The following is an 18869-nucleotide window of genomic DNA, read 5'->3' as shown; positions in this document are numbered from 1 at the left end:
AGGGTGGTCCCCTTTGGCTTTTTGCTTTTGTAAATTTTATAATAATATTATTCATATATATGGACAAAGAGAAATTAATTGTTTAAACTTTACAAAGTATTCATCATAATAGGTTATGAAAATAATAATTCGGGAATAGGAAATATTTACAATTCACTAGATTTAACTTTTGAAATTGAAAAGCAGGAGGTTTGTAATGGATAGATTATTAAATTGGTTTCGTGATATGAAAGTAGCAAAAAAACTACTAATTTCATTTTTTGTCATTTTAATTGCGGCTGTCTCTATTATCGGAGGCATGTCTTATCAAACGGCTAAAAAGAATTTTGAATCACAAATTACGAGCAGTGCTCACGACAATATAAAAATATTAGATAATTTAATCAATCAAATGATTGATGCAAAATTTAATGATGTGAATAATTTTGCACGGGTGATTCAAGGTAATATGTATCAAGGGGATAATCAAGATGAATTAAGAAAAATGTTATCTCAATATATCAATTTGAATAAAGATGTTGAACAAGTATACGTTGCTGGGAATGATAAGAAATTTGTGCAAGAACCAAATATACAAATGGCAGCAGACTATGATCCAACAGAACGTTCTTGGTATAAAGATGCAGTGGCAAAACAAGGTGGTATTGTAATTACTGAGCCGTATAAGGCAAAAGGAAATGGACATATTGTCGTAACGATTGCAAAACAAGCAGAAGATAAAAACGGTGTTGTAGCGGTAGATTTAAGTTTAGATAATTTATTAAAAACAACAAAGTTAATCAATATTGGTAAAAAAGGGTATGCTTTCATTTTAGATGGGAAACAAAAAATAATTGCACATCCTCAAGAAAAATCAGGAGAAAAAGCAGCCGATTCTTGGGCGAAGAAAATTTATGAAGATAATCACGGCGCTTTTTCATATACGTATGACGGTAGCGAAAAGCAAATGGTATTTGCTACAAATGTAAAAACAGGTTGGAAAATCGGTGGGACGATGTACTCAAATGAAGTAATTGAAGCTGCTCAACCTGTATTTTATAATATGTTAATTGTTATGTTCATTTCATTAGTTATAGGCGGAGCACTTATTTATTTTGTGACACTTTCTATAACGAAGCCATTAAAAAGATTAGTTAATACTTCTAAAGAAATAAGTGAGGGAGATTTAACGCAAACAATCGAAATTCATTCTAATGATGAGATTGGCCAACTTGCAAAAGGATTCAATGAGATGACAGATGCATTGCGAACGCTAATTGGAAGAATTAATACTTCGGCTGGACATGTTGCGGCAGCATCAGAAGAGCTAACGGCAAGTGTAAGACAAGCAAGCGAAGCGACTGAGCAAATTACAATGGCAATGGATGAAATATCGAGCGGGGCAACGACGCAAACAACAAGTGTGGAAAATGGTGCAATGTTACTATTTGATGTAACAGAAGGAATTCAGCATGTAGCAAATAGTTCATCATCAATTAATACAGCTTCTGCTCATACTCGTGAAAAAGCAGAAGATGGCGAGAAACTAGTAGGAAAAACAGTAAATCAAATGCAGTCTATTGCAGAATCTGTTTCACAATCGGATGAAGTTATACAGTTACTAAATAATAAATCAAAACAAATTGGTGACATACTAGAAGTAATTCAAAATATTGCAGATCAAACAAATCTTCTAGCTTTGAATGCGGCAATTGAAGCTGCAAGAGCGGGAGAGCATGGAAGAGGATTTGCAATCGTTGCAGATGAAGTACGTAAATTGGCAGAGAAGTCTAGCGTATCTTCTAGTGAAATTAGTAAATTAATATGTGAAATACAAGAAGACATGAGTAAGACAGTAAAATCGATGAGTCATGTAAATGAAGAAGTTCAATCTGGACTTGTTATTGCGAATGAAACGAAGCAAAACTTTACTGAGATTTTACAATCTACAAATGAAATTGCAGATCAAATTAAAACGATGGTTGAAACGGCTAATGGGATGTCAAAAGGTGCAAATGAAGTATCTATTTCAGTAGGTCAAATTGCAATGACAGCACAGAATAATGCGACGAGTACTCAAAACGTTGCAGCATCAGCAGAAGAACAACTAGCATCCATTGAGGAGATTAGTTCTGCGGCTGGTACATTATCTCAAATGGCTGAGGAGTTACAAGGGTTAATTGAAAGATTTAAAGTTTAACAGAGGACAGACTACTCCAAAATAGCAGTATGCTATTGGAGTAGTCTGTTTTTACTATGTAATATTAAATGAGATAGAGAGTATCTTAATAATATTTAAAGGAATATTTTGTATTATATTTGTCGAAAAATAGAGGTATTTGTTAACTTTGTGTATAATTATAATCATATAGAATGCAAATAAAGGAGATTACAATGGGAGTTTATTGGGGTACCAAAAGACATTCTTGGCTTAGTTATGTCTCATTTTGGTTAAGTATTTCATTTTTTATTGTTTTTCTAATTGAAGTGTTTGTTTTAAAAACACTTTCGAATAGTTCGGTGCAAATTGTTAAATATTTTTATTTTATACTTGTACCAGTAAACATCTTTCTTAGTTTAAAGTTACTCTTTAAGAAGAATGAAAAGAAAGCATTACCTATTTTTAGTTTCATCGTATCATTATTATTTACAATTTTAATACTAGTATTAGCGTTAGCAGCTACTGGGAAATTCTTTTAAGGAGAGTGTTATAAGTCACTCTTCTTTTTTGTTGTTGCAAGGAAATAATAAGTGTAGGATGGACAAAGAAAGCATTTCATTAAGTTTGATATGATTTGAAAGCTTAAGAAGAATAGTAAGAAATGAAGTAAGAGATAATTCATATAATAATGAAGAGAATCAGGTGTTTTACATACCGTTATGAGGCAAATGAATACGGTAAGAACGGCGATATATGGTACAATACATATGGATAGTGATAGAGATAAAGGGTATATAAAATACTCATCGTTTTTTAGTAAGAGAGGGGTTATCTTATGCTATACGAGGATTTGATGACATTATTTCAAGCAGCTCCGAAAGAAGAAGGTAGAGGCGGCTGGAAATATATAATCCAGGAACGAAATGATAAATATGAAATTGTTGATGAAATGTTGAAAAATCAAATGAGTGTTGAATTGTATTTTAATGAATATGATGAGGTGAAAATCACTTTATATAAAGATGGAATGCCTATTTCTACTATGCAAAGAATTGCGATTTCAAAAGTTGAATTAGACGAAGAGGAAGAAGGGATTCAATTTGTTTTAGAACGTATGCCTAGTCGGATGATTCGCTTGCAATTAAAGCCATATTTAGCACTCGAAATGGGGCCATACTGGGAAGTATGTGATGATTGTGAATGAACATAAAAGAAGCATCCAATAACATGGATGCTTCTTTTATGTTTTTTGAAGTTGTTTAAAAGCAATGATTGGAAGTAAAATGATGCTGACCCATCCAATTATAGGATATAGAATGTGGAGTAATTCACTGTAACCAATGTAACTAAAGCAATAACTAATTAGTAAAATAAAGAAAATAATATTGTTACTTTTCCAACTGGTGATGGATTGCATTTGTTTTGTCATTCCGAACACATTGCCAACTAAAGTTGTGAACACTTCACCGAAAATGATAAGAACAAAGAAAAAGTGAAAAGTTGCATTGAATTTTCTTATGACTTCAGCCATTGGGATATTATATTGATAAAATTGATCGACTGATAAGATAGCTAAATGGCTACATAATAAAATTAAAGATAGTCCTGCACCACCTAAAATACCGCCCCATAAAATGGCCTTTCGATCTTTTACTTCACTGGCTAACGGGACGAGAACGCTTTGGGCGAGCGAAAGATTTAAGGCGACATATGTAATAGGACTAGTAATCCACTTCATATTCCAGCTTTCTGCAGGAATAGTGTCACTAATAGGAGTTGTACCGTGAAAAAAAGTTGTAATAGCAAGTCCGATAATAAAAATCATCATAATAGGTACGACAAGTGTATTAACTTCAAAAACCCCTTGTAATCCGCGACTACCTATAATGAGACAGGCGATCAATATAATGAAAATACCAAGTTGTCTTGGTAAACGAAGTTGCTCTTCAAATACCGCCCCAGCTCCTGATAACATAACGCTCGTTACACCAAATAATACGAGTAATAATAGTGTGTTTACAACATTTCCAAATACATCTCCAAATAAATATTTGTTAAATTCTTGCGCTGAAAATGCACCAATTTGTGATGAAAGTAACATCATCTTTGTGCCAAGCCAAATAAAAAAAAACCCACTTACACATATGCCAATTGTTCCATATAATCCATTCACTGTAAAAAATTCAACAATTTCTCGTCCAGTAGCAAATCCAGCTCCAACGACTGTTCCAATATAAGTAGCAGCGACCTTCTTTGCTACTTGCCATTGTTGATTGTCCATGTTATCCCTCTTTCTACTACGATGAGCTTGATTTACTATTATGCATATGTATGAGCTTGGACAATTAGACGTATGAAGTGTTTGAAAACATACATGAATTAAAAGATATTAGGGAAGTATTAAAGGTGTTAAAACTTTGTTACATATGAGCCAATCGTTCCAAAGGGTAGGAAATGTATGGTAACATGTAACTAGGTTATTAAAAGATAAACATTATGAAATGATAAGAGGAGTGGATTGTATGAGTACGAAAACAAATGTTGTTGAAGTATTAAACAAGCAGGTAGCAAACTGGAATGTGTTATATGTGAAATTACATAATTATCACTGGTATGTGACAGGACCACACTTCTTTACATTACATGAGAAATTTGAAGAGTTTTACAATGAAGCTGGAACAAATATTGATGAATTAGCAGAACGTATTTTAGCGTTGGAAGGTAAACCGCTAGCGACAATGAAAGAATATCTTGCAACATCTAGTGTGAATGAAGGGACGAGCAAGGAGTCTGCAGAAGAAATGGTGCAAACATTAGTGAATGATTACTCTGCACTTATTCAAGAATTAAAAGAAGGTATGGAAGTTGCTGGTGAAGCTGGTGATGAAACATCAGCGGACATGCTATTAGCAATTCATACAACATTAGAACAACATGTATGGATGTTAAGTGCGTTCTTAAAATAAATATAAGTATATAAAGAAAAAAGTCATTGAAAAATTCTTTCAATGGCTTTTTTTGTAATTTTTCAGTTTTCTTTTATGCTATAATATAGTAAAAAGGAGGCGATGCGATGTTTCGCTTTTTCAGAACTGGAAAAGAAGAGCGTGAAATAACGAAAGATGAATTAGAACAAGCGATGGCTAAGTTTCTAGAAAAGAATGCTAATATTGTTTATACAGTATTAGTAAATGATGATTATACAGTAAATTATGATTTGTTAAAGCCGTATTTACTTGCATTTCCAACAAATAGTTTTCTTATTACGAAGGAAACGCTTGAGGTATTTGAACATACAGAAGAAAATCTAAACCTAGTTAAAGAAATTGATATCGTACAAAAAGCAGTAGATCAATACGTAACAGAAAAAGAAATGTTTCCAATTGTTGAAGGTAGTGAAGATCGCCTTATATGTGGGATGAAATTAGGACCGTATTTAAATCGTATATTAAAAAGAAATTTATATATTTCAGAAAAACATTATTTAGTTTCAAGTAAACCAGACAGAAAAAAACAAAAGAGTGGATAGAAGTATGGAAAACAACAATAAATATATTGTTGTCTTTTTTTGTTTTTAAAAATATTGATTTTTCTAATTATTAAACTTTATACTAAACTTATTGGACGAAGAGGAATAATGATTAAGTACTGTTAGTATGAGCTATATACAGTGATTACAAAATGGTATAAAGGTTTGAGAAATAAATATTATAAAAGATTACGGGGGAATGGGGTATGAAAAATAGTATGACTTACATTCAATTATTAAATGAAACGTTACATTGTTACGTAAATAAAGGAAGTTTGGAAGCATACACTTATATAATGGAGCATGCGAAAGGCATAGTGGGGAATGAGGCGCAAATATATAATTTCAAATATGCACTAGCGAGTGCAGCAGGGCTTGAAGAAGAAGCGATGCATGTAATGAAGGAAGCCATTATAGAAAAGGGTTTTTGGTATGGAAATGAGTATTTAATTACGGACGACGATTTAAAACCACTACATAAATTTGAAGAGTTTCATAAAATGGTTCAATTATGTAAAGAGAGAGAAGAATTAGCAAAGAAAACAGAACGAGCAGACGTGAAATTTATTGAAGGTAAGAAAAAAGAAAAACTATTTATTGCAATGCACGGAGATCAAGAAAATATAGCAATAGTAGAACCATATTGGAAATCTGTTTTGGATCAAGATTATACGTTGGCTTTACCACAGTCTTCGCAAATTCAGTTTTCAGATGGGTTTGTTTGGGATGATATACAAAGAGGGAAAGAAGAATTAAAAGAGCATTACGTTACGTTTATTGAAAATCATACAGTAGAAAGTGTAATAATGGGTGGTTTTTCTGCTGGCGCAAGAGTAGCTTTGTATACAATTTTACAAAAAGATATAGATGTAGATGGTTTTATTTTTGTGGCGCCGTGGCTTCCAGAGATTGAAGAATGGGATGAGTTATTGGGAGTGCTACAAGATAAAAATATAAAGGGGTATATAGTGTGCGGGGATCAAGATGAAGATTGTTTTGAATGTACGCAGCAATTTGTTCAGTTATTAAAAGATAGACACATTGAACATACGTATAAAGTTGTACCTAACTTAAATCATGATTATCCTAATCATTTTGATGAGTCATTAAAGGAGGCTATTGAATATATAGAAAATGAAAACAATAAGTAGTAAGAAAGGGAGATGCATCGTAATTGATGGATCTCCCTTTTATCATTATAAATGAAAAGCATTTGCTAGTAAGCGATAAGAATTCAATTTATCTTCAAATCGATGAGTAATTGTAACAATCATAAATTCATCAGTATTGTACGCTTTGCTTAAGTTTACGATTTGTTCTTTCACAGAAGATGGACCCCCGACGATCATACGTTGACGATTTTCTTTTATACGGAATAAATCATAAGCGCTGTATGAATAATTTTGTGCAGTTTCGATAGAAGGAGTACCAGTTGTACGCTTTCCTTGTTCTAGTAATAAGATTGATAAATCTAAACTAGAAGCAATTTTTTCCGCCTCTTCATTTGTTTCTCCGCAAATAACAAAAATAGAGACGATTGATTTTGGTTTGTCTCCTAAATAGGAAGGTTGGAATTGTTCCTGATAAGCCTTCATTACTTCAGGACCACCGTATCCGTTAATAAACTGTGCGAATGCAAAAGAAGCACCTTGTTTTGCAGCAATCATAGCACTCTCTCCACTAGAACCGAGCATCCACATCTCGGGAGATGTTGGAATGACAGGAGTAGCCTTTAAGTTTGCATAATGATGGTTTTCTGGTACTTGATCATGTAAGTACATTGCAACATCTGCAATTTGTTCTGGATATTGATCCAGTGAGACCATTTTTCCTTCTTGTAGTGCGCGAGTTGCAATTGGCATACCGCCAGGTGCTCTGCCGACACCAAGGTCAATACGATTTGGATAAAGAGCTTCTAAAACGCGGAAATTCTCAGCAACTTTATACGGGCTATAGTGCGGTAACATAACACCACCTGAACCAACTCTCATACGATCCGTTTTTGCAGCAATATGAGAAATAAGTATTTCAGGACTTGAACCAGCAAGGCTGACGGAATTATGATGCTCAGATACCCAAAAACGTGTGAATCCTAGTTTTTCAACTTCTTGTGCAAGTGTAACTGTATGAGAAAAAGCTTGTGCTGCTGTACTACCATCTGAAATAGGTGATTGGTCTAATACACTTAATTTGATCATAGAATATACCTCTCAATCTTAATGTACATCCTATTATATATTTACTTACGAAAAATGCGTAATAAAATGCTCAAAATAAGAAGTGGATACATCCTATATCTACTTCTAACGAGAAAAGCCCCGTTCATAATGATTCATTTCGACTAGGTCTAAAATATATTCATAGTTATCAATCTCAAGATTTAATTGTTCACGCTCTTTTTTAGATAGATGCATACTACTAAGTTTGTTGCATAGTTGTTGTTTCTTTCCTTCTAAATACTTCTTTGTATCGTGGTAGTCGTAAGTTTGTTTCATTTTCAACCACTCCTTTTTTGCTGTTGCTATATTATACGAAGCGTGAAGATATGTGAGAGCTATCTCTTATGTACTTTTAGTGAATATTCCACTTGCTATGTTGTTATGTTTATAGGAATTTATGAATAAAATGCACTAAACCACTAATGCCCATAAAAGCCCGATTGGTTCAACTAATAATCAGTGGGGGAAGACCCCCACTGATTATAGTTTCACTTTATGAAGTAAGGGGTGGAATTGTGCAGAAAGATATAATGTATAACACTGAGATGGATGAAGTGTTGAAAGTTATAAATAAAGGATTAAAGAAGACGACGCGCCCGAAGCAAATTATTGTAGTAGGTGCAGGCATGGCTGGATTAGTTTCGGCATCTTTATTAAAAGCTGCAGGACATGAAGTAAAGATTTTTGAAGCAAACAACCGGGTAGGTGGCCGTATAGAGACGGTTAGAATGGAAGATACCGGATTATATTTGGATGTAGGGGCAATGAGAATTCCATATTCGCACACATTAACAATGGCTTATATAAGAAAATTTGGGCTACAGGTAAGCCCTTTTATTAATAGGAATGAGACGGATATTATTTACGTAAATGGCCGGAAAACGACATTAAAACAATATGAAAAAGACCCAAGTATATTAAAGTATCCTGTGGAAATGAATGAAGTCGGGAAAACGTCTGAGGAGCTATTATTGTTAGCGGTACAGCCAATTATAAATTTTATAAAAAAGAACCCAGAGAAAAATTGGGATATTGTAGTAAAGGATTTTGGAAGATACTCTACAGGACAATTTTTAAAGTATCATCCTTATCAATATAATACTTACTTTTCACCAGAAACAATTGAGATGATTGGTGTTCTATTAGATTTAGAAGGTTTTTTGGAAAGGTCATTTGTTGAGACGTTACGTTTTTTATATATTATGCAAGAGGAGAGTGGATTTTGTGAAATTGTAGGAGGAAATGATAGATTACCAAAGTCCTTTTTACCACAATTAGAAGAAAATATTATATATAATCAAAAATTAATGAAGATACATCAGCACGATAACGGTGTGACAGCCTTTTATCGAAACGAAGAAACTTTTGAATATAGTAGTATTACAGGGGATTTAGTTATTATTACAATTCCATTTTCGACAATGCGTTTTGTGGAAATAGATCCATTTGATTCTATATCTCATGAAAAATGGAAAGCAATTCGTGAATTGCATTATATGCCAGCAACGAAAATAGGAATGCAATTTAAAAGTCGATTTTGGGAAGAACAAGGACAGTTAGGTGGGAGAATTATAACGGATTTGCCAATTCGTTATGCCTATTATCCAAGTCACGGAATTGGAGAGAAAGGACCTGCTATGATGTTAGGCAGCTATACATGGTCTTATGATGCGTTGTTATGGGATGGGTTATCAAAGGGAGATCGTATTTATTACGCATTACACAACTTGGCAACAATATTAGGTGGTCAAGTATATGATGAATTCATGTCTGGCATATCAAAAAGTTGGACATTGGATCCATATGCACTTGGAGGATTTGCGCTATTTCAGGCAGGTCAAGAATCCGAACTACAACCAGTTATTATAAAACCAGAGGGGAGATTATACTTTGCAGGTGATCATACAACGTTATATCACGGATGGATACAAGGTGCCATTGAATCTGGTGTGCGTGTAGCGGTAGAGGTAAATGAATAAAAGGTTTAAAATTCAGAAATTTATTTACTGTGTAACTTGAGATGGATATTATTATATATAAAAGAAATATGGGGAGTGTTGAAAGTGAATCCGTTATTATTTGATTTTCCTTCTGAATTTTATACTGATAGGCTAATTATTCGAATGCCAAAACCAGGTGACGGTAAAGTTGTATACGATGCAATTCAAGCTTCTATGAAAGAATTAAAACCATGGATGGTTTTTGCACAAAAAGAGCAAACAGAGGAAGAAGTAGAAGTGAGTATTAGAAAATCGCATATTCAATTTTTGCAGCGTGAGGATTTAAGATTACTAGTTTTTTCGAAAGAAACAGGTGAATTTATTGCATCAGCTGGATTACATCGTATTAATTGGGATATACCTCAATTTGAAATTGGGTATTGGATCGATTCGAGATTTAGTGGAAAGGGTTATATGGTAGAGGCTGCAAAAGGTATAATGGAGTTCGCTTTCACTGAACTGAAAGCAAACCGCGTAGAAATTCGATGCGATTCTTTAAATAAGAAGAGTAGAGCGATACCTGAGAAATTAGGCTTTAAGTTAGAAGGTACGTTAGAAAGTGCGAGTGTTGCAGTAGATGGAAATGGATTAAGGGATATGTGTGTATTTGCCATGACTAGAAATACATATGAAAAAGAAGAGCTGTAAAGAAATAGCTCTTCTTTTTCTGTATTATGGTACAGGATGTCCATTAGAGCTTTCGAAAATTGTAAACCATTGTTGACGATCTAAATTAACTTTTGTAGCAAGAGCGGCTGTTTTAACACGATCTAATTTACCAGATCCAACGATTGGCATCATGTTAGCTGGATGAGCAAGCAACCATACATACATAACTGTATCGATGCTAGCAACACCTAGTTCAGTAGCAACCTTCTGTAAAGTTTCACGTACACGTACGGCACGTTGTGATTGACCAGTAAAGATTTCTCCGCCAGCAAGAGGCGACCAAATCATAGGATTGATTCGTTTTTCTTGGCATAAATCAATTGTTCCTTTTTCGAAATGCTCAAGATGCATCGCAGATACTTCAATTTGATTTGTAAGGAGCGGGAAATCTAAATAGGAACTTAACATATTAAACTGTGAAGGTAAAAAGTTAGATACACCGAAGTGGCGGACTTTGCCTTCTTGTCTTAAGCGCGAGAACGCTTCTGCTACTTCATTTGGATCCATAAATGGATCAGGGCGATGAATGAGCAATACATCAATATAATCTGTATGTAAGTTTTGTAATGAGTCTTCCGCGCTTTTTATTATATGTTCAGCACTCGTATTGTAGTGAGCAACATATCGCTCTGGAAATTTCGGCGATGGGGGAGCGATTCCACATTTTGTGACAATTTGCATGTCTTCGCGTAAGGAAGGCTTGAGTTGTAACGCTTCTCCAAATAATCCTTCACACGTATAGCCGCCATAAATATCAGCGTGATCGAAAGTAGTAATTCCCATTTCCATACAAGCTTCAATGAAAGAAAGTAACTCTTGCTTTGTCATATTCCATTCTGCTAAACGCCAAAAACCTTGAATAATACGAGAAAATTCTAGCGTTTCAGCCATTTGAACTCGTTCCATTATAAGTACCCCCTTGATGAATGAATGTTTTTTTTGAAAAGGCTTTCTTGCTATGTATTATTATATAGTTACAGTGTCTTACATACAATAAATATGTTTTGCTACAAAAACGATTTTCTCTATATGCTATAATGTAGAAACATATAGCTATAAGGAGATGTAGGGAATGATTCCAGTAACAATATTAACTGGTTTTCTTGGATCAGGGAAAACGACATTATTAAATCGCATTTTATCAGAGAATCACGGTCAGAAATTAGCAGTGATTGTAAATGAAATAGGGCAAATTGGTATTGATAATCAGTTGATTATGAATGTCGAAGAAGAGATTATGGAGATGACGAATGGGTGTTTATGTTGTACTGTACGTGAAGATTTACTCGTCGCTTTAAAACAATTACTGGACGTAAAAGCAGAAGGGAAAATGGATTTTGATGGATTAGTAATTGAAACGACTGGTCTTGCAAATCCAGGTCCGATTATTCAAACATTCTTTTTAGATCCTGTTATTCAATCTGCATACCAAATTAACGGTGTTGTAACAGTAGTAGATAGTTATCATATACATAAACATTTTGAAAAAGGACTAGAAGCAAAGGAACAAATTGCATTTGCTGATGTCGTTTTAGTAAATAAATTAGATTTAGTGGATGAAAGTGAAAAGGAAAATCTCTTGCAGGAACTGCAAGGTATTAACCCCACTGCAAAGTTAATCGAGGCGACTAACTGTGATGTAGATATTCAATCGTTACTTCAAATTCAAACATTTAAAACGAAAGATACGTTACAAATTTATCCTCATACAGAGCATAATCATCTAGAAGGTGTAAAATCGTTTGTACTACGTGAAGAACGTCCGTTAGATTTACAAAAACTAAATGAATGGATGTCAGCTGTCGTTCAAGAACTAGGTGAATATTTATATCGTTACAAAGGAATATTATCGATTGATGGAGTAAATAAACGTATCGTTTTCCAAGGTGTGCATACACTGTTTGCTGCATCATACGATAGAGAGTGGCAAGAGGGCGAAGAACGAGTAAGTGAAGTCGTGTTTATCGGAAAAGATATTAATAAAGAATGGTTCCAAGAACATTTTGAGGAGTGTGTGAAATAAGTCTGCATATATTGCAGGCTTTTTTGTTTACTAAAATTGGAATTCGTATTAAAATATTATAAAAATACTAAATATTTAGTATTTTGTTAGGGTAGGGGGGATAAAAAGTGCGTTTAATGATTCTTGGATTGCTTACTAAAAGGGAGTCGCTATCTGGTTATGAAATACAGCAGGCGCTACATATGGTGCAAAGTAGTAAATGGGCAGAGGTGTTCCCGGCTTCTATTTATCACGCGTTAAAAAAAATGACAAATGAGGAATTAATTCAAGTAAAAGCAATTGAAATGACTGGTAGACGTTCAAAAACGATATATTGTATTACAGAAAAGGGAAGTCAAGAATTTAAAAGACTATTAAAGGAGTCGTTTCAAAAGTCATCAGTTGTGTTTCCGAAACATTTATATACAGCATTAACTTTTCTTTCAGAAGAAGAGGGTATGAGAGAAGAGATTTTAGAAGCTTTAGATGAACAGAAAAGAGAAATATTAGCTACTTATGAAGAAATGAGGGAAGGAGAAAGACTGAAAGATCATGCACCAGAGTATGTGAAACTTATTTTCGAAAATATGTATGAACAATGTGAGATGCAACTTCGATTTATTCATAAGTTAGAAAAACTATTGGAAAAATAAAAATAAGGTGGGAAGAATATGAAAATTGATCATCTTGTTGTAAATGTAAATAAAGAGATACAAGAAAATAAGGAAATGATTAAAAACGTACATTCTATCGGACTTCCATATGTTCCGAAATGGGGAAAGGGAACGAAAGGCTTTAAAGTATCTAACGTATGGATTGGAAAAGAATATTTAGAATTAGTAAGAGTAAAAACAAAAGATGGTGGTGGCTGGGTACAAGAGTGGGTTCAGAAATATTATGCTGGCCATCGAGGACTTATCGGATTGGCAATTGATGTTGAAAATATAGATAAAGTGTATGAAAAAATGATAGAAGGTGGAATTGAAATTACAAAACCAGAACCATTACAATATAAGTGGTTTTTTAATTTATTTAAGAAAACTATGCCATGGAAAAATGCATACATACAGCCGATGAAGGGGATGCCGTTTCAATTCTTTCTACAACAGATGGACAATCAAAAGAGCAGAGAATATATGGAGAAATATATGTATCCAAATAGTGTGGAACAGGGCATTTCAGGAATAATTGCGGTAAAGCTATATGGAGAAATAACAAATGAAGATAGGGAAATAGTTAGTTGTCTATTTTCAGATGTTACAAATGGGGAAGAAGAAATAATAATCCATTTAAACAATCAAGTAATTCATTTAATTCAATCGAATGAGCATCTTACGGAGGTAATACTAGATTGTAAAAGTGAAGCAAATAGGGAGAAGAAATTAAATATAGAAAATGTGACATTGATAAATAAATAAATAAATAAATAAATAAATAAATAAATAAATAAATAATAAAAAGCCTGTTTTCACAGGCTTGTATGTTCATCTAATAGTAACTCCATTACAACACCTACAACTGGGCCTTCGTCATCAATATCGCCATTTAAGCGGAAGCCAAATGACTCGTATAATCCCATTGCGAGTTTGTTGTCTGGATGTAAACTTAAATAAATTATTTTACATTCAAATTTATCTTGTAAGAATTGAATGAGTATGCGAAGGAAACGTTTTGCGTATCCTTTTCCTTGATATTGCTTGTCAATCATAAAGCGATCTAACCATACGCTTTTACGTTTTTCCCAATACCATCCGTACATTGCATATCCTACAAGTGTTTCTCCATCGTATAACCCTACTGACGTTCCGTTTCCCTCAAATAATGATTCTGCTAGAGAAAACGCATTGCTTTCAATAAATTGCTGCTGGTCTTTTGCGACGTTTAAAGCAGCTACCGAACGCCAATTTTTTTCTGTTACTTCACAAATGTGAAGAGTCATAATTCCAACTCACCTTCTAAATTAATATAGCTTAAAAGCTAATATGGATAATTTTACTTGTTATTTTGGTCAAGTCAAGTAAGGAAAAATAAAAAAGAAGCTGCATGACATATGCAGCTTCTTTAAAAAAATGATTAGTTTGTAGCTTCTTTCAATGTGTTTACGTTTTCTTCCATTAAAGTGAAGTAATCTTTATTGCTCTTCGCATCATCTTCAGAAATAGTAGCAAGATGATTTAAGCGTAAAATTTTTGTACCCGTTTCTTTTTGAATGACAGATGCTACTTTTGGAGTAGAGAAAGTTTCAAATAAAATATATTGTAGATTATGTTCTTTTACTGTTTTTGTAATGTCAGCAAGCTGTTTTTGAGATGGTTCATCAGAAGCTGAAATACCCGCGATAGCAATTTGTTTTAGGCCATAGCGTTGTTCCCAGTAACCATAAGCCGCATGAGAAACTAAAATATCTTTCGTTTTTGCATTCGCAACAGCTGCTTTAAATTGATCATCTAAATCAGTGAATTTTGTTTGAAGTGCTGCGAAGTTTTTTTCGAACTCTTGTTTATGGTCAGGTTGTAATTCTACAAGTGCATTTTTAATTTTTTCTGCCTGTTTCATTGCTAAAGTAGGATCTAACCAAATGTGCGGGTCTTTATCGTGATGATGTTCATCCTCTTTATGGCCGTCTCCGTGATCGTGATGCTCGTCTTCTGTAGAAGTACGCAGTTCAATACCTTTTGATGCATTTACAATTTTAACATTTTCTTTTTGCAATGCTTTTTCCATTTTTTCAGCAAATGGTTCTAATTCAGCACCGTTATAAACGAATAAATCGGCTTTTGCAACTTGTACGGTTTGTTTTTGACTTGGTTCAAATGTATGAGAATCTGCACCAGGCGGGTAAATCGCTTCAACAGTTACATAGTCGCTACCAATTTTTTTTGCGAAATCAGCAAGAGGAAAAATAGTTGTATAAACAGTTAGTTTTCCATCTTTCTTGGCCTTACCTTCTTTTTTATTTGAGCAGCCAGTAAAAATTAAAGTGAAAATAAGTAAGAATGAAAATATAGTCAATCTTTTAGGCATGAAGTTCTCCTCTTTTCTTTTTTTACGGATATATTTTCCCCAATTATAGAAGAAAAATATCATTTTAATACAAAACGGAATAATTACGTTTTAGTTTGCGAACTTAGTATAATACATCTTTTATAAAGTTGCAATAAATAATAATCATTCCGATTTGATTTTGTTATAAAGTTGTCAAATATAGATGTGTTATTTTTGCGAATACATGCATATGTGACAACGCTGTGTTCATATATATGAAAGGAGGGTGTAGAGGGGGATGAGTGTTTGGGTTACTTAATGGAAGCTATTTTATTGATATTAGCGGTAGTATTCCCATTAGCCTTAGTCTTAATTTTTTTAAGAAGATTAATAAGTAATTTAGGAGATGCATCAACAGTCACAAAATTACGAGAGAAAGATGAGAAAAAAGAGTGAGTAAAGCACTATGCGTACGCATAGTGCTTTACTTGTGGTAAAATGAGAGAAGGAAACTCCTAAAAGTTGTATTTTACTGAAGGAGAGAAAAGTAAAATAAGAGGTATATGCATATATGAATAAGCGAACAGCGTTAGTACTTGGTGCAAGTGGTTTAGTTGGACAAGAGATAACGCGTCTATTACTTGAATCAGATTACTACGATTCGGTTACTATTTTTGTAAGAGAACCAATGCAATGGCAACATGAAAAATTACAGCAAAAGCAAGTAGATTTTTCGATGTTAGAGGAATATAAAGAATTTTTCGCTGTAGATGACGTATTTAGTTGCCTAGGAACAACAATCAAAAAAGCAAAAACAAAGGCAAATTTCAAAAAGGTAGATTATGAATATACGTTACGAGCTGCTTGTTTAGCTGAAAAACAAGGGGTGCAAAATTTCCTAGTTGTGTCCTCGATGGGAGCAAATCCTAAATCGTTTTTCTTTTATTCGCAAGTGAAAGGGAAAATGGAAGAGGAATTACAAAAATTAGTGATTGGTGGTATTCACATTTTTAGGCCGTCTTTATTAGTAGGAAATCGACAAGAATTTCGTTTTGGTGAACGAATGGCTGAAAAGTTATCTCGTATGATTCCATTTATATTTAAAGGGGCTTTCAAAAAGTATAAACCAATTTCAGCGAAAGATGTGGCGAAAGGGATGTATATCACTGCATTGCGAGAAGAAACTGGTATCTATTTTTATAACTCAAATGAAATTACAACGATAGAATAACAAACGAATTTAAAACAGTATAATATTATAATAAAAAAACAATTTCCTACTTAATTTGAGAAATTGTTTTTTTTTGTTAGTTCAGTTGTGATCCACATTATGGAATGTGGATCACAACCTTGTCGCATATTTAGAGTGTGACTGTGCTTGTTTTATTCATTAAATTTAATTTGTATTATATAAAGTTATTTAAATGTGATGCTAAACGTAGTTAGAATAAGGGGATAAAAAAATAGGCGTATCAAGCAAAATGTTGATACACCTTAAAATGATATTATAAAATAACAAATATAGTCTTGTAGTATACTTTTAATTTCTCTGTAAGTAGACGTACATAATATTCTTGGTTTTATCCCGCTTTAATGGGCAGTAAGACCCCCACCTCAAAATTCAGCGAAAGCAAAGAAGTTAGGTGGGGGATCAACTGCCCATAAAAGTCCGATTGGTGAGGGCTGATTAAAGTTTCACTTTATTTATTCGTATGGATTTTCCCTGGTGCTCGCTTGTATTGGTACGGTTCTTGTAACTCAAAGCCAAGTTCGTTGGCGGCTATTCTTGGGAAGTAAGGATTGCGAAGTAACTCACGTCCGATAAAAATTAAATCTGCTTCGTTATTATTTAAAATTTGTTCTGCCTGTGCCCCGGTCGTAATTAATCCAACAGCACCAGTTGCAATGTTAGCATGCTCTTTAATATGTTTCGCGTATTGTACTTGATACCCGGGATATACATCGATGTGTGCTGGTACAACAGCCCCAGAACTACAGTCGATTACATCTACCCCTTGTTCTTTCATCCATTTTGTATACTGAACGTAATCTTGAACCGTTAACCCATCAGGATGATAGTCATTTGCTGAAATACGAACGAATAACGGTCCGTTCCAAACTTCATTTATAGAGTCAATAATTTCACGTAAGAAACGATAGCGATTTTTACGTGAGCCACCATATTCATCAGTCCGCTTATTAGAAAGTGGAGAAAGAAATTCATTAATAAGATAACCGTGAGCGCCGTGTATTTCAATAATATCAAATCCAGCTTGTTTTGATCGTATTGTAGCCTGCTGAAAAGCTAATATAGTATTTCTTATTTGCTGTATATTCATTTCTACTGGTATTTTCATTGTTTCATTAAACGGAATTGCTGATGGAGCAAGAGCATCCGTTTCTAATTCTGCTTTTCTTCCGGCGTGAGCGAGTTGAATGGCAGCTTTTGCACCGTTATCATGTATAAAAGTTGTCGTTTTATGTAAGCCTTCAATTAGGCTATCATCCCATATACCTAAGTCTTTTTTAGAAATTCTTCCTTCAGGTAACACGGCTGTCGCTTCAATCATAACTAAACCAACTTGACCGGCAGCTCTTGTTCCGTAATGAATGAGATGGAAATTAGTTACTTGACCATCCTCGTTTTCTGATGAATACATGCACATAGGTGACATAACGATACGGTTTTTTAATGTAACGTTCTTAATTGTATAAGATGAAAAAAGTTTGGGAATCATCCAACAGCCTCCTAGATTGAATTTTTTTACATTGTATCATTCTCTTTTTTGTTTTCCCTAATAAAACGCTTATACGAAAAATTTTGTCTATTCGTGTTACAATAATTAATATGAATTGAATTGGAGGATGACATATGTACCAGGCTTATTATGAAAGTGAATTAGGTTTGCTGGAAATTACAGCGAACGATAAAGGAATTACGTCTGTTATATTTGTTGATGAGAGACAAGAAGAACATAAAAATGAAACGATAGTTCAATGTATAAATGAGTTAGATGAATATTTTAAGGGGAAAAGAAAAGAGTTTACGGTCCCGCTGTCTGCTGAGGGAACATCATTTCAAAAAAATGTATGGGATGCGCTCTATACTATTCCTTATGGTGTCAGTGCTTCATATTTAGATATTGCAGAGAAGGTTGGAAATACGAAAGCTGTACGAGCGATAGGAGGAGCAAATAGTCGTAATCCAATTTCAATTATCGTTCCGTGTCATCGTGTAATAGGAAAGAGTGGGAAGCTTGTTGGGTATGCGGGTGGTTTATGGAGGAAAGAGTGGCTATTAAAACACGAAGGTATTTTGAAATGA

At 33.9% G+C, this 18869-nt stretch carries 21 protein-coding genes; 14 read left to right on the top strand and 7 right to left on the bottom strand.

Translation table 11 applies throughout. The features are described from left to right. The first annotated feature begins 196 nt into the window (after positions 1–196). The 3 genes from AABL52_RS17000 to AABL52_RS16990 all read left to right on the top strand — a co-directional run bounded on the left by AABL52_RS17000 (position 197) and on the right by AABL52_RS16990 (position 3344). Positions 197–2179 (top strand): HAMP domain-containing methyl-accepting chemotaxis protein, encoded by a 1983-nt coding sequence (locus AABL52_RS17000; protein ID WP_341518008.1) that lies wholly within the window; start codon positions 197–199, stop codon positions 2177–2179. A gap of 194 nt (positions 2180–2373) precedes the next feature. Then, positions 2374–2679, top strand: a complete 306-nt coding sequence (locus tag AABL52_RS16995) for a hypothetical protein (protein WP_000539576.1) — start codon at positions 2374–2376, stop codon at positions 2677–2679. 296 nt (positions 2680–2975) lie between these two features. Next, the gene (locus AABL52_RS16990) at positions 2976–3344 is read left to right on the top strand and encodes a DUF3979 family protein (protein ID WP_061676460.1); all 369 of its coding nucleotides are present in this window, start codon (positions 2976–2978) and stop codon (positions 3342–3344) included. A gap of 36 nt (positions 3345–3380) precedes the next feature. Here the strand turns inward: AABL52_RS16990 and AABL52_RS16985 are convergent, their stop codons facing one another. Beyond that, positions 3381–4421 carry a YkvI family membrane protein gene (locus AABL52_RS16985; protein WP_000370200.1) on the bottom strand — a complete coding sequence of 347 codons (1041 nt, stop codon included), beginning with the start codon at positions 4419–4421 and terminating at the stop codon, positions 3381–3383. 241 nt (positions 4422–4662) lie between these two features. Here AABL52_RS16985 and AABL52_RS16980 point away from each other — a divergent pair, with 241 nt between their 5' ends. The 3 genes from AABL52_RS16980 (at position 4663) to AABL52_RS16970 (ending at position 6820) form a co-directional block, all read left to right on the top strand. Continuing rightward, positions 4663–5106, top strand: a complete 444-nt coding sequence (locus AABL52_RS16980) for a Dps family protein (RefSeq protein WP_000105194.1) — start codon at positions 4663–4665, stop codon at positions 5104–5106. A 107-nt stretch (positions 5107–5213) separates the two neighbouring features. Continuing rightward, positions 5214–5669, top strand: coding sequence for a DUF3939 domain-containing protein (locus AABL52_RS16975; protein ID WP_000488200.1), 456 nt, complete (start codon positions 5214–5216; stop codon positions 5667–5669). Positions 5670–5875: 206 nt separating this feature from the next. Continuing rightward, positions 5876–6820: an alpha/beta hydrolase gene (locus tag AABL52_RS16970; RefSeq protein ID WP_341518007.1), complete on the top strand. Its 945-nt coding sequence runs from the start codon at positions 5876–5878 to the stop codon at positions 6818–6820. A gap of 45 nt (positions 6821–6865) precedes the next feature. Here the strand turns inward: AABL52_RS16970 and AABL52_RS16965 are convergent, their stop codons facing one another. Next, a complete protein-coding gene (locus AABL52_RS16965) occupies positions 6866–7867 on the bottom strand; it encodes an LLM class flavin-dependent oxidoreductase (protein ID WP_341518006.1) in 1002 nt (333 codons plus the stop codon). 105 nt (positions 7868–7972) lie between these two features. Beyond that, a complete protein-coding gene (locus AABL52_RS16960; protein ID WP_000815499.1) occupies positions 7973–8164 on the bottom strand; it encodes a DUF3896 family protein in 192 nt (63 codons plus the stop codon). Between the two features lie 239 nt (positions 8165–8403). On the opposite strand from AABL52_RS16960, the gene AABL52_RS16955 reads away from it, so the two are divergent. Both AABL52_RS16955 and AABL52_RS16950 read left to right on the top strand, forming a co-directional pair. Continuing rightward, positions 8404–9867, top strand: a complete 1464-nt coding sequence (locus AABL52_RS16955; protein WP_341518005.1) for a flavin monoamine oxidase family protein — start codon at positions 8404–8406, stop codon at positions 9865–9867. Positions 9868–9951: 84 nt separating this feature from the next. Further along, complete coding sequence (locus tag AABL52_RS16950; protein ID WP_001068754.1) at positions 9952–10536, top strand: GNAT family N-acetyltransferase; 585 nt, start codon at positions 9952–9954, stop codon at positions 10534–10536. A gap of 24 nt (positions 10537–10560) precedes the next feature. On the opposite strand, the gene AABL52_RS16945 is transcribed toward AABL52_RS16950, so the two are convergent. Beyond that, the gene (locus AABL52_RS16945) at positions 10561–11463 is read right to left on the bottom strand and encodes an aldo/keto reductase (RefSeq protein WP_341518004.1); all 903 of its coding nucleotides are present in this window, start codon (positions 11461–11463) and stop codon (positions 10561–10563) included. A gap of 166 nt (positions 11464–11629) precedes the next feature. Between AABL52_RS16945 and AABL52_RS16940 the strand changes: the two genes are divergently transcribed. The 3 genes from AABL52_RS16940 (at position 11630) to AABL52_RS16930 (ending at position 13977) form a co-directional block, all read left to right on the top strand. Further along, the gene (locus tag AABL52_RS16940) at positions 11630–12580 is read left to right on the top strand and encodes a CobW family GTP-binding protein (protein ID WP_063261328.1); all 951 of its coding nucleotides are present in this window, start codon (positions 11630–11632) and stop codon (positions 12578–12580) included. 107 nt (positions 12581–12687) lie between these two features. Beyond that, a complete protein-coding gene (locus AABL52_RS16935; protein WP_327805535.1) occupies positions 12688–13212 on the top strand; it encodes a PadR family transcriptional regulator in 525 nt (174 codons plus the stop codon). An 18-nt stretch (positions 13213–13230) separates the two neighbouring features. After that, positions 13231–13977 carry a VOC family protein gene (locus AABL52_RS16930; protein WP_341518003.1) on the top strand — a complete coding sequence of 249 codons (747 nt, stop codon included), beginning with the start codon at positions 13231–13233 and terminating at the stop codon, positions 13975–13977. Between the two features lie 50 nt (positions 13978–14027). Here the strand turns inward: AABL52_RS16930 and AABL52_RS16925 are convergent, their stop codons facing one another. Both AABL52_RS16925 and AABL52_RS16920 read right to left on the bottom strand, forming a co-directional pair. Next, positions 14028–14498 carry a GNAT family N-acetyltransferase gene (locus AABL52_RS16925; protein WP_097845835.1) on the bottom strand — a complete coding sequence of 157 codons (471 nt, stop codon included), beginning with the start codon at positions 14496–14498 and terminating at the stop codon, positions 14028–14030. 134 nt (positions 14499–14632) lie between these two features. Next, positions 14633–15583 (bottom strand): metal ABC transporter substrate-binding protein, encoded by a 951-nt coding sequence (locus tag AABL52_RS16920; RefSeq protein WP_341518002.1) that lies wholly within the window; start codon positions 15581–15583, stop codon positions 14633–14635. Positions 15584–15850: 267 nt separating this feature from the next. On the opposite strand from AABL52_RS16920, the gene AABL52_RS16915 reads away from it, so the two are divergent. Both AABL52_RS16915 and AABL52_RS16910 read left to right on the top strand, forming a co-directional pair. Further along, positions 15851–16000, top strand: a complete 150-nt coding sequence (locus tag AABL52_RS16915; RefSeq protein WP_000540924.1) for a hypothetical protein — start codon at positions 15851–15853, stop codon at positions 15998–16000. A gap of 115 nt (positions 16001–16115) precedes the next feature. Then, complete coding sequence (locus AABL52_RS16910; protein ID WP_097864419.1) at positions 16116–16775, top strand: oxidoreductase; 660 nt, start codon at positions 16116–16118, stop codon at positions 16773–16775. Between the two features lie 469 nt (positions 16776–17244). Here the strand turns inward: AABL52_RS16910 and namA are convergent, their stop codons facing one another. Beyond that, entirely contained in the window at positions 17245–18282 is a 1038-nt protein-coding gene (namA, locus tag AABL52_RS16905) for an NADPH dehydrogenase NamA (protein WP_341518001.1), read from the bottom strand. Positions 18283–18416: 134 nt separating this feature from the next. On the opposite strand from namA, the gene AABL52_RS16900 reads away from it, so the two are divergent. Beyond that, the gene (locus AABL52_RS16900) at positions 18417–18869 is read left to right on the top strand and encodes a methylated-DNA--[protein]-cysteine S-methyltransferase (protein ID WP_000283891.1); all 453 of its coding nucleotides are present in this window, start codon (positions 18417–18419) and stop codon (positions 18867–18869) included.

Source organism: Bacillus paramobilis (assembly GCF_038096195.1).
GTDB classification, from domain to species: Bacteria; Bacillota; Bacilli; order Bacillales; family Bacillaceae_G; genus Bacillus_A; species Bacillus_A mobilis.
This window is presented reverse-complemented; position numbering and strand designations above follow the sequence as displayed.

Excerpts from the sequence above, each read along its gene's own strand:
- AABL52_RS16920 (WP_341518002.1), bottom strand. The coding sequence starts at position 15,583 with ATGCCTAAAAGATTGACTATATTTTCATTCTTACTTATTTTCACTTTA.
- AABL52_RS16925 (WP_097845835.1), bottom strand. The coding sequence starts at position 14,498 with ATGACTCTTCACATTTGTGAAGTAACAGAAAAAAATTGGCGTTCGGTA.
- AABL52_RS16985 (WP_000370200.1), bottom strand. The coding sequence starts at position 4,421 with ATGGACAATCAACAATGGCAAGTAGCAAAGAAGGTCGCTGCTACTTAT.
- AABL52_RS16940 (WP_063261328.1), top strand. The coding sequence starts at position 11,630 with ATGATTCCAGTAACAATATTAACTGGTTTTCTTGGATCAGGGAAAACG.
- AABL52_RS16975 (WP_000488200.1), top strand. The coding sequence starts at position 5,214 with ATGTTTCGCTTTTTCAGAACTGGAAAAGAAGAGCGTGAAATAACGAAA.
- AABL52_RS16970 (WP_341518007.1), top strand. The coding sequence starts at position 5,876 with ATGAAAAATAGTATGACTTACATTCAATTATTAAATGAAACGTTACAT.
- AABL52_RS16995 (WP_000539576.1), top strand. The coding sequence starts at position 2,374 with ATGGGAGTTTATTGGGGTACCAAAAGACATTCTTGGCTTAGTTATGTC.
- AABL52_RS16990 (WP_061676460.1), top strand. The coding sequence starts at position 2,976 with ATGCTATACGAGGATTTGATGACATTATTTCAAGCAGCTCCGAAAGAA.
- AABL52_RS17000 (WP_341518008.1), top strand. The coding sequence starts at position 197 with ATGGATAGATTATTAAATTGGTTTCGTGATATGAAAGTAGCAAAAAAA.
- AABL52_RS16945 (WP_341518004.1), bottom strand. The coding sequence starts at position 11,463 with ATGGAACGAGTTCAAATGGCTGAAACGCTAGAATTTTCTCGTATTATT.
- AABL52_RS16960 (WP_000815499.1), bottom strand. The coding sequence starts at position 8,164 with ATGAAACAAACTTACGACTACCACGATACAAAGAAGTATTTAGAAGGA.
- AABL52_RS16965 (WP_341518006.1), bottom strand. The coding sequence starts at position 7,867 with ATGATCAAATTAAGTGTATTAGACCAATCACCTATTTCAGATGGTAGT.
- AABL52_RS16980 (WP_000105194.1), top strand. The coding sequence starts at position 4,663 with ATGAGTACGAAAACAAATGTTGTTGAAGTATTAAACAAGCAGGTAGCA.
- namA (WP_341518001.1), bottom strand. The coding sequence starts at position 18,282 with ATGATTCCCAAACTTTTTTCATCTTATACAATTAAGAACGTTACATTA.
- AABL52_RS16900 (WP_000283891.1), top strand. The coding sequence starts at position 18,417 with ATGTACCAGGCTTATTATGAAAGTGAATTAGGTTTGCTGGAAATTACA.
- AABL52_RS16930 (WP_341518003.1), top strand. The coding sequence starts at position 13,231 with ATGAAAATTGATCATCTTGTTGTAAATGTAAATAAAGAGATACAAGAA.
- AABL52_RS16910 (WP_097864419.1), top strand. The coding sequence starts at position 16,116 with ATGAATAAGCGAACAGCGTTAGTACTTGGTGCAAGTGGTTTAGTTGGA.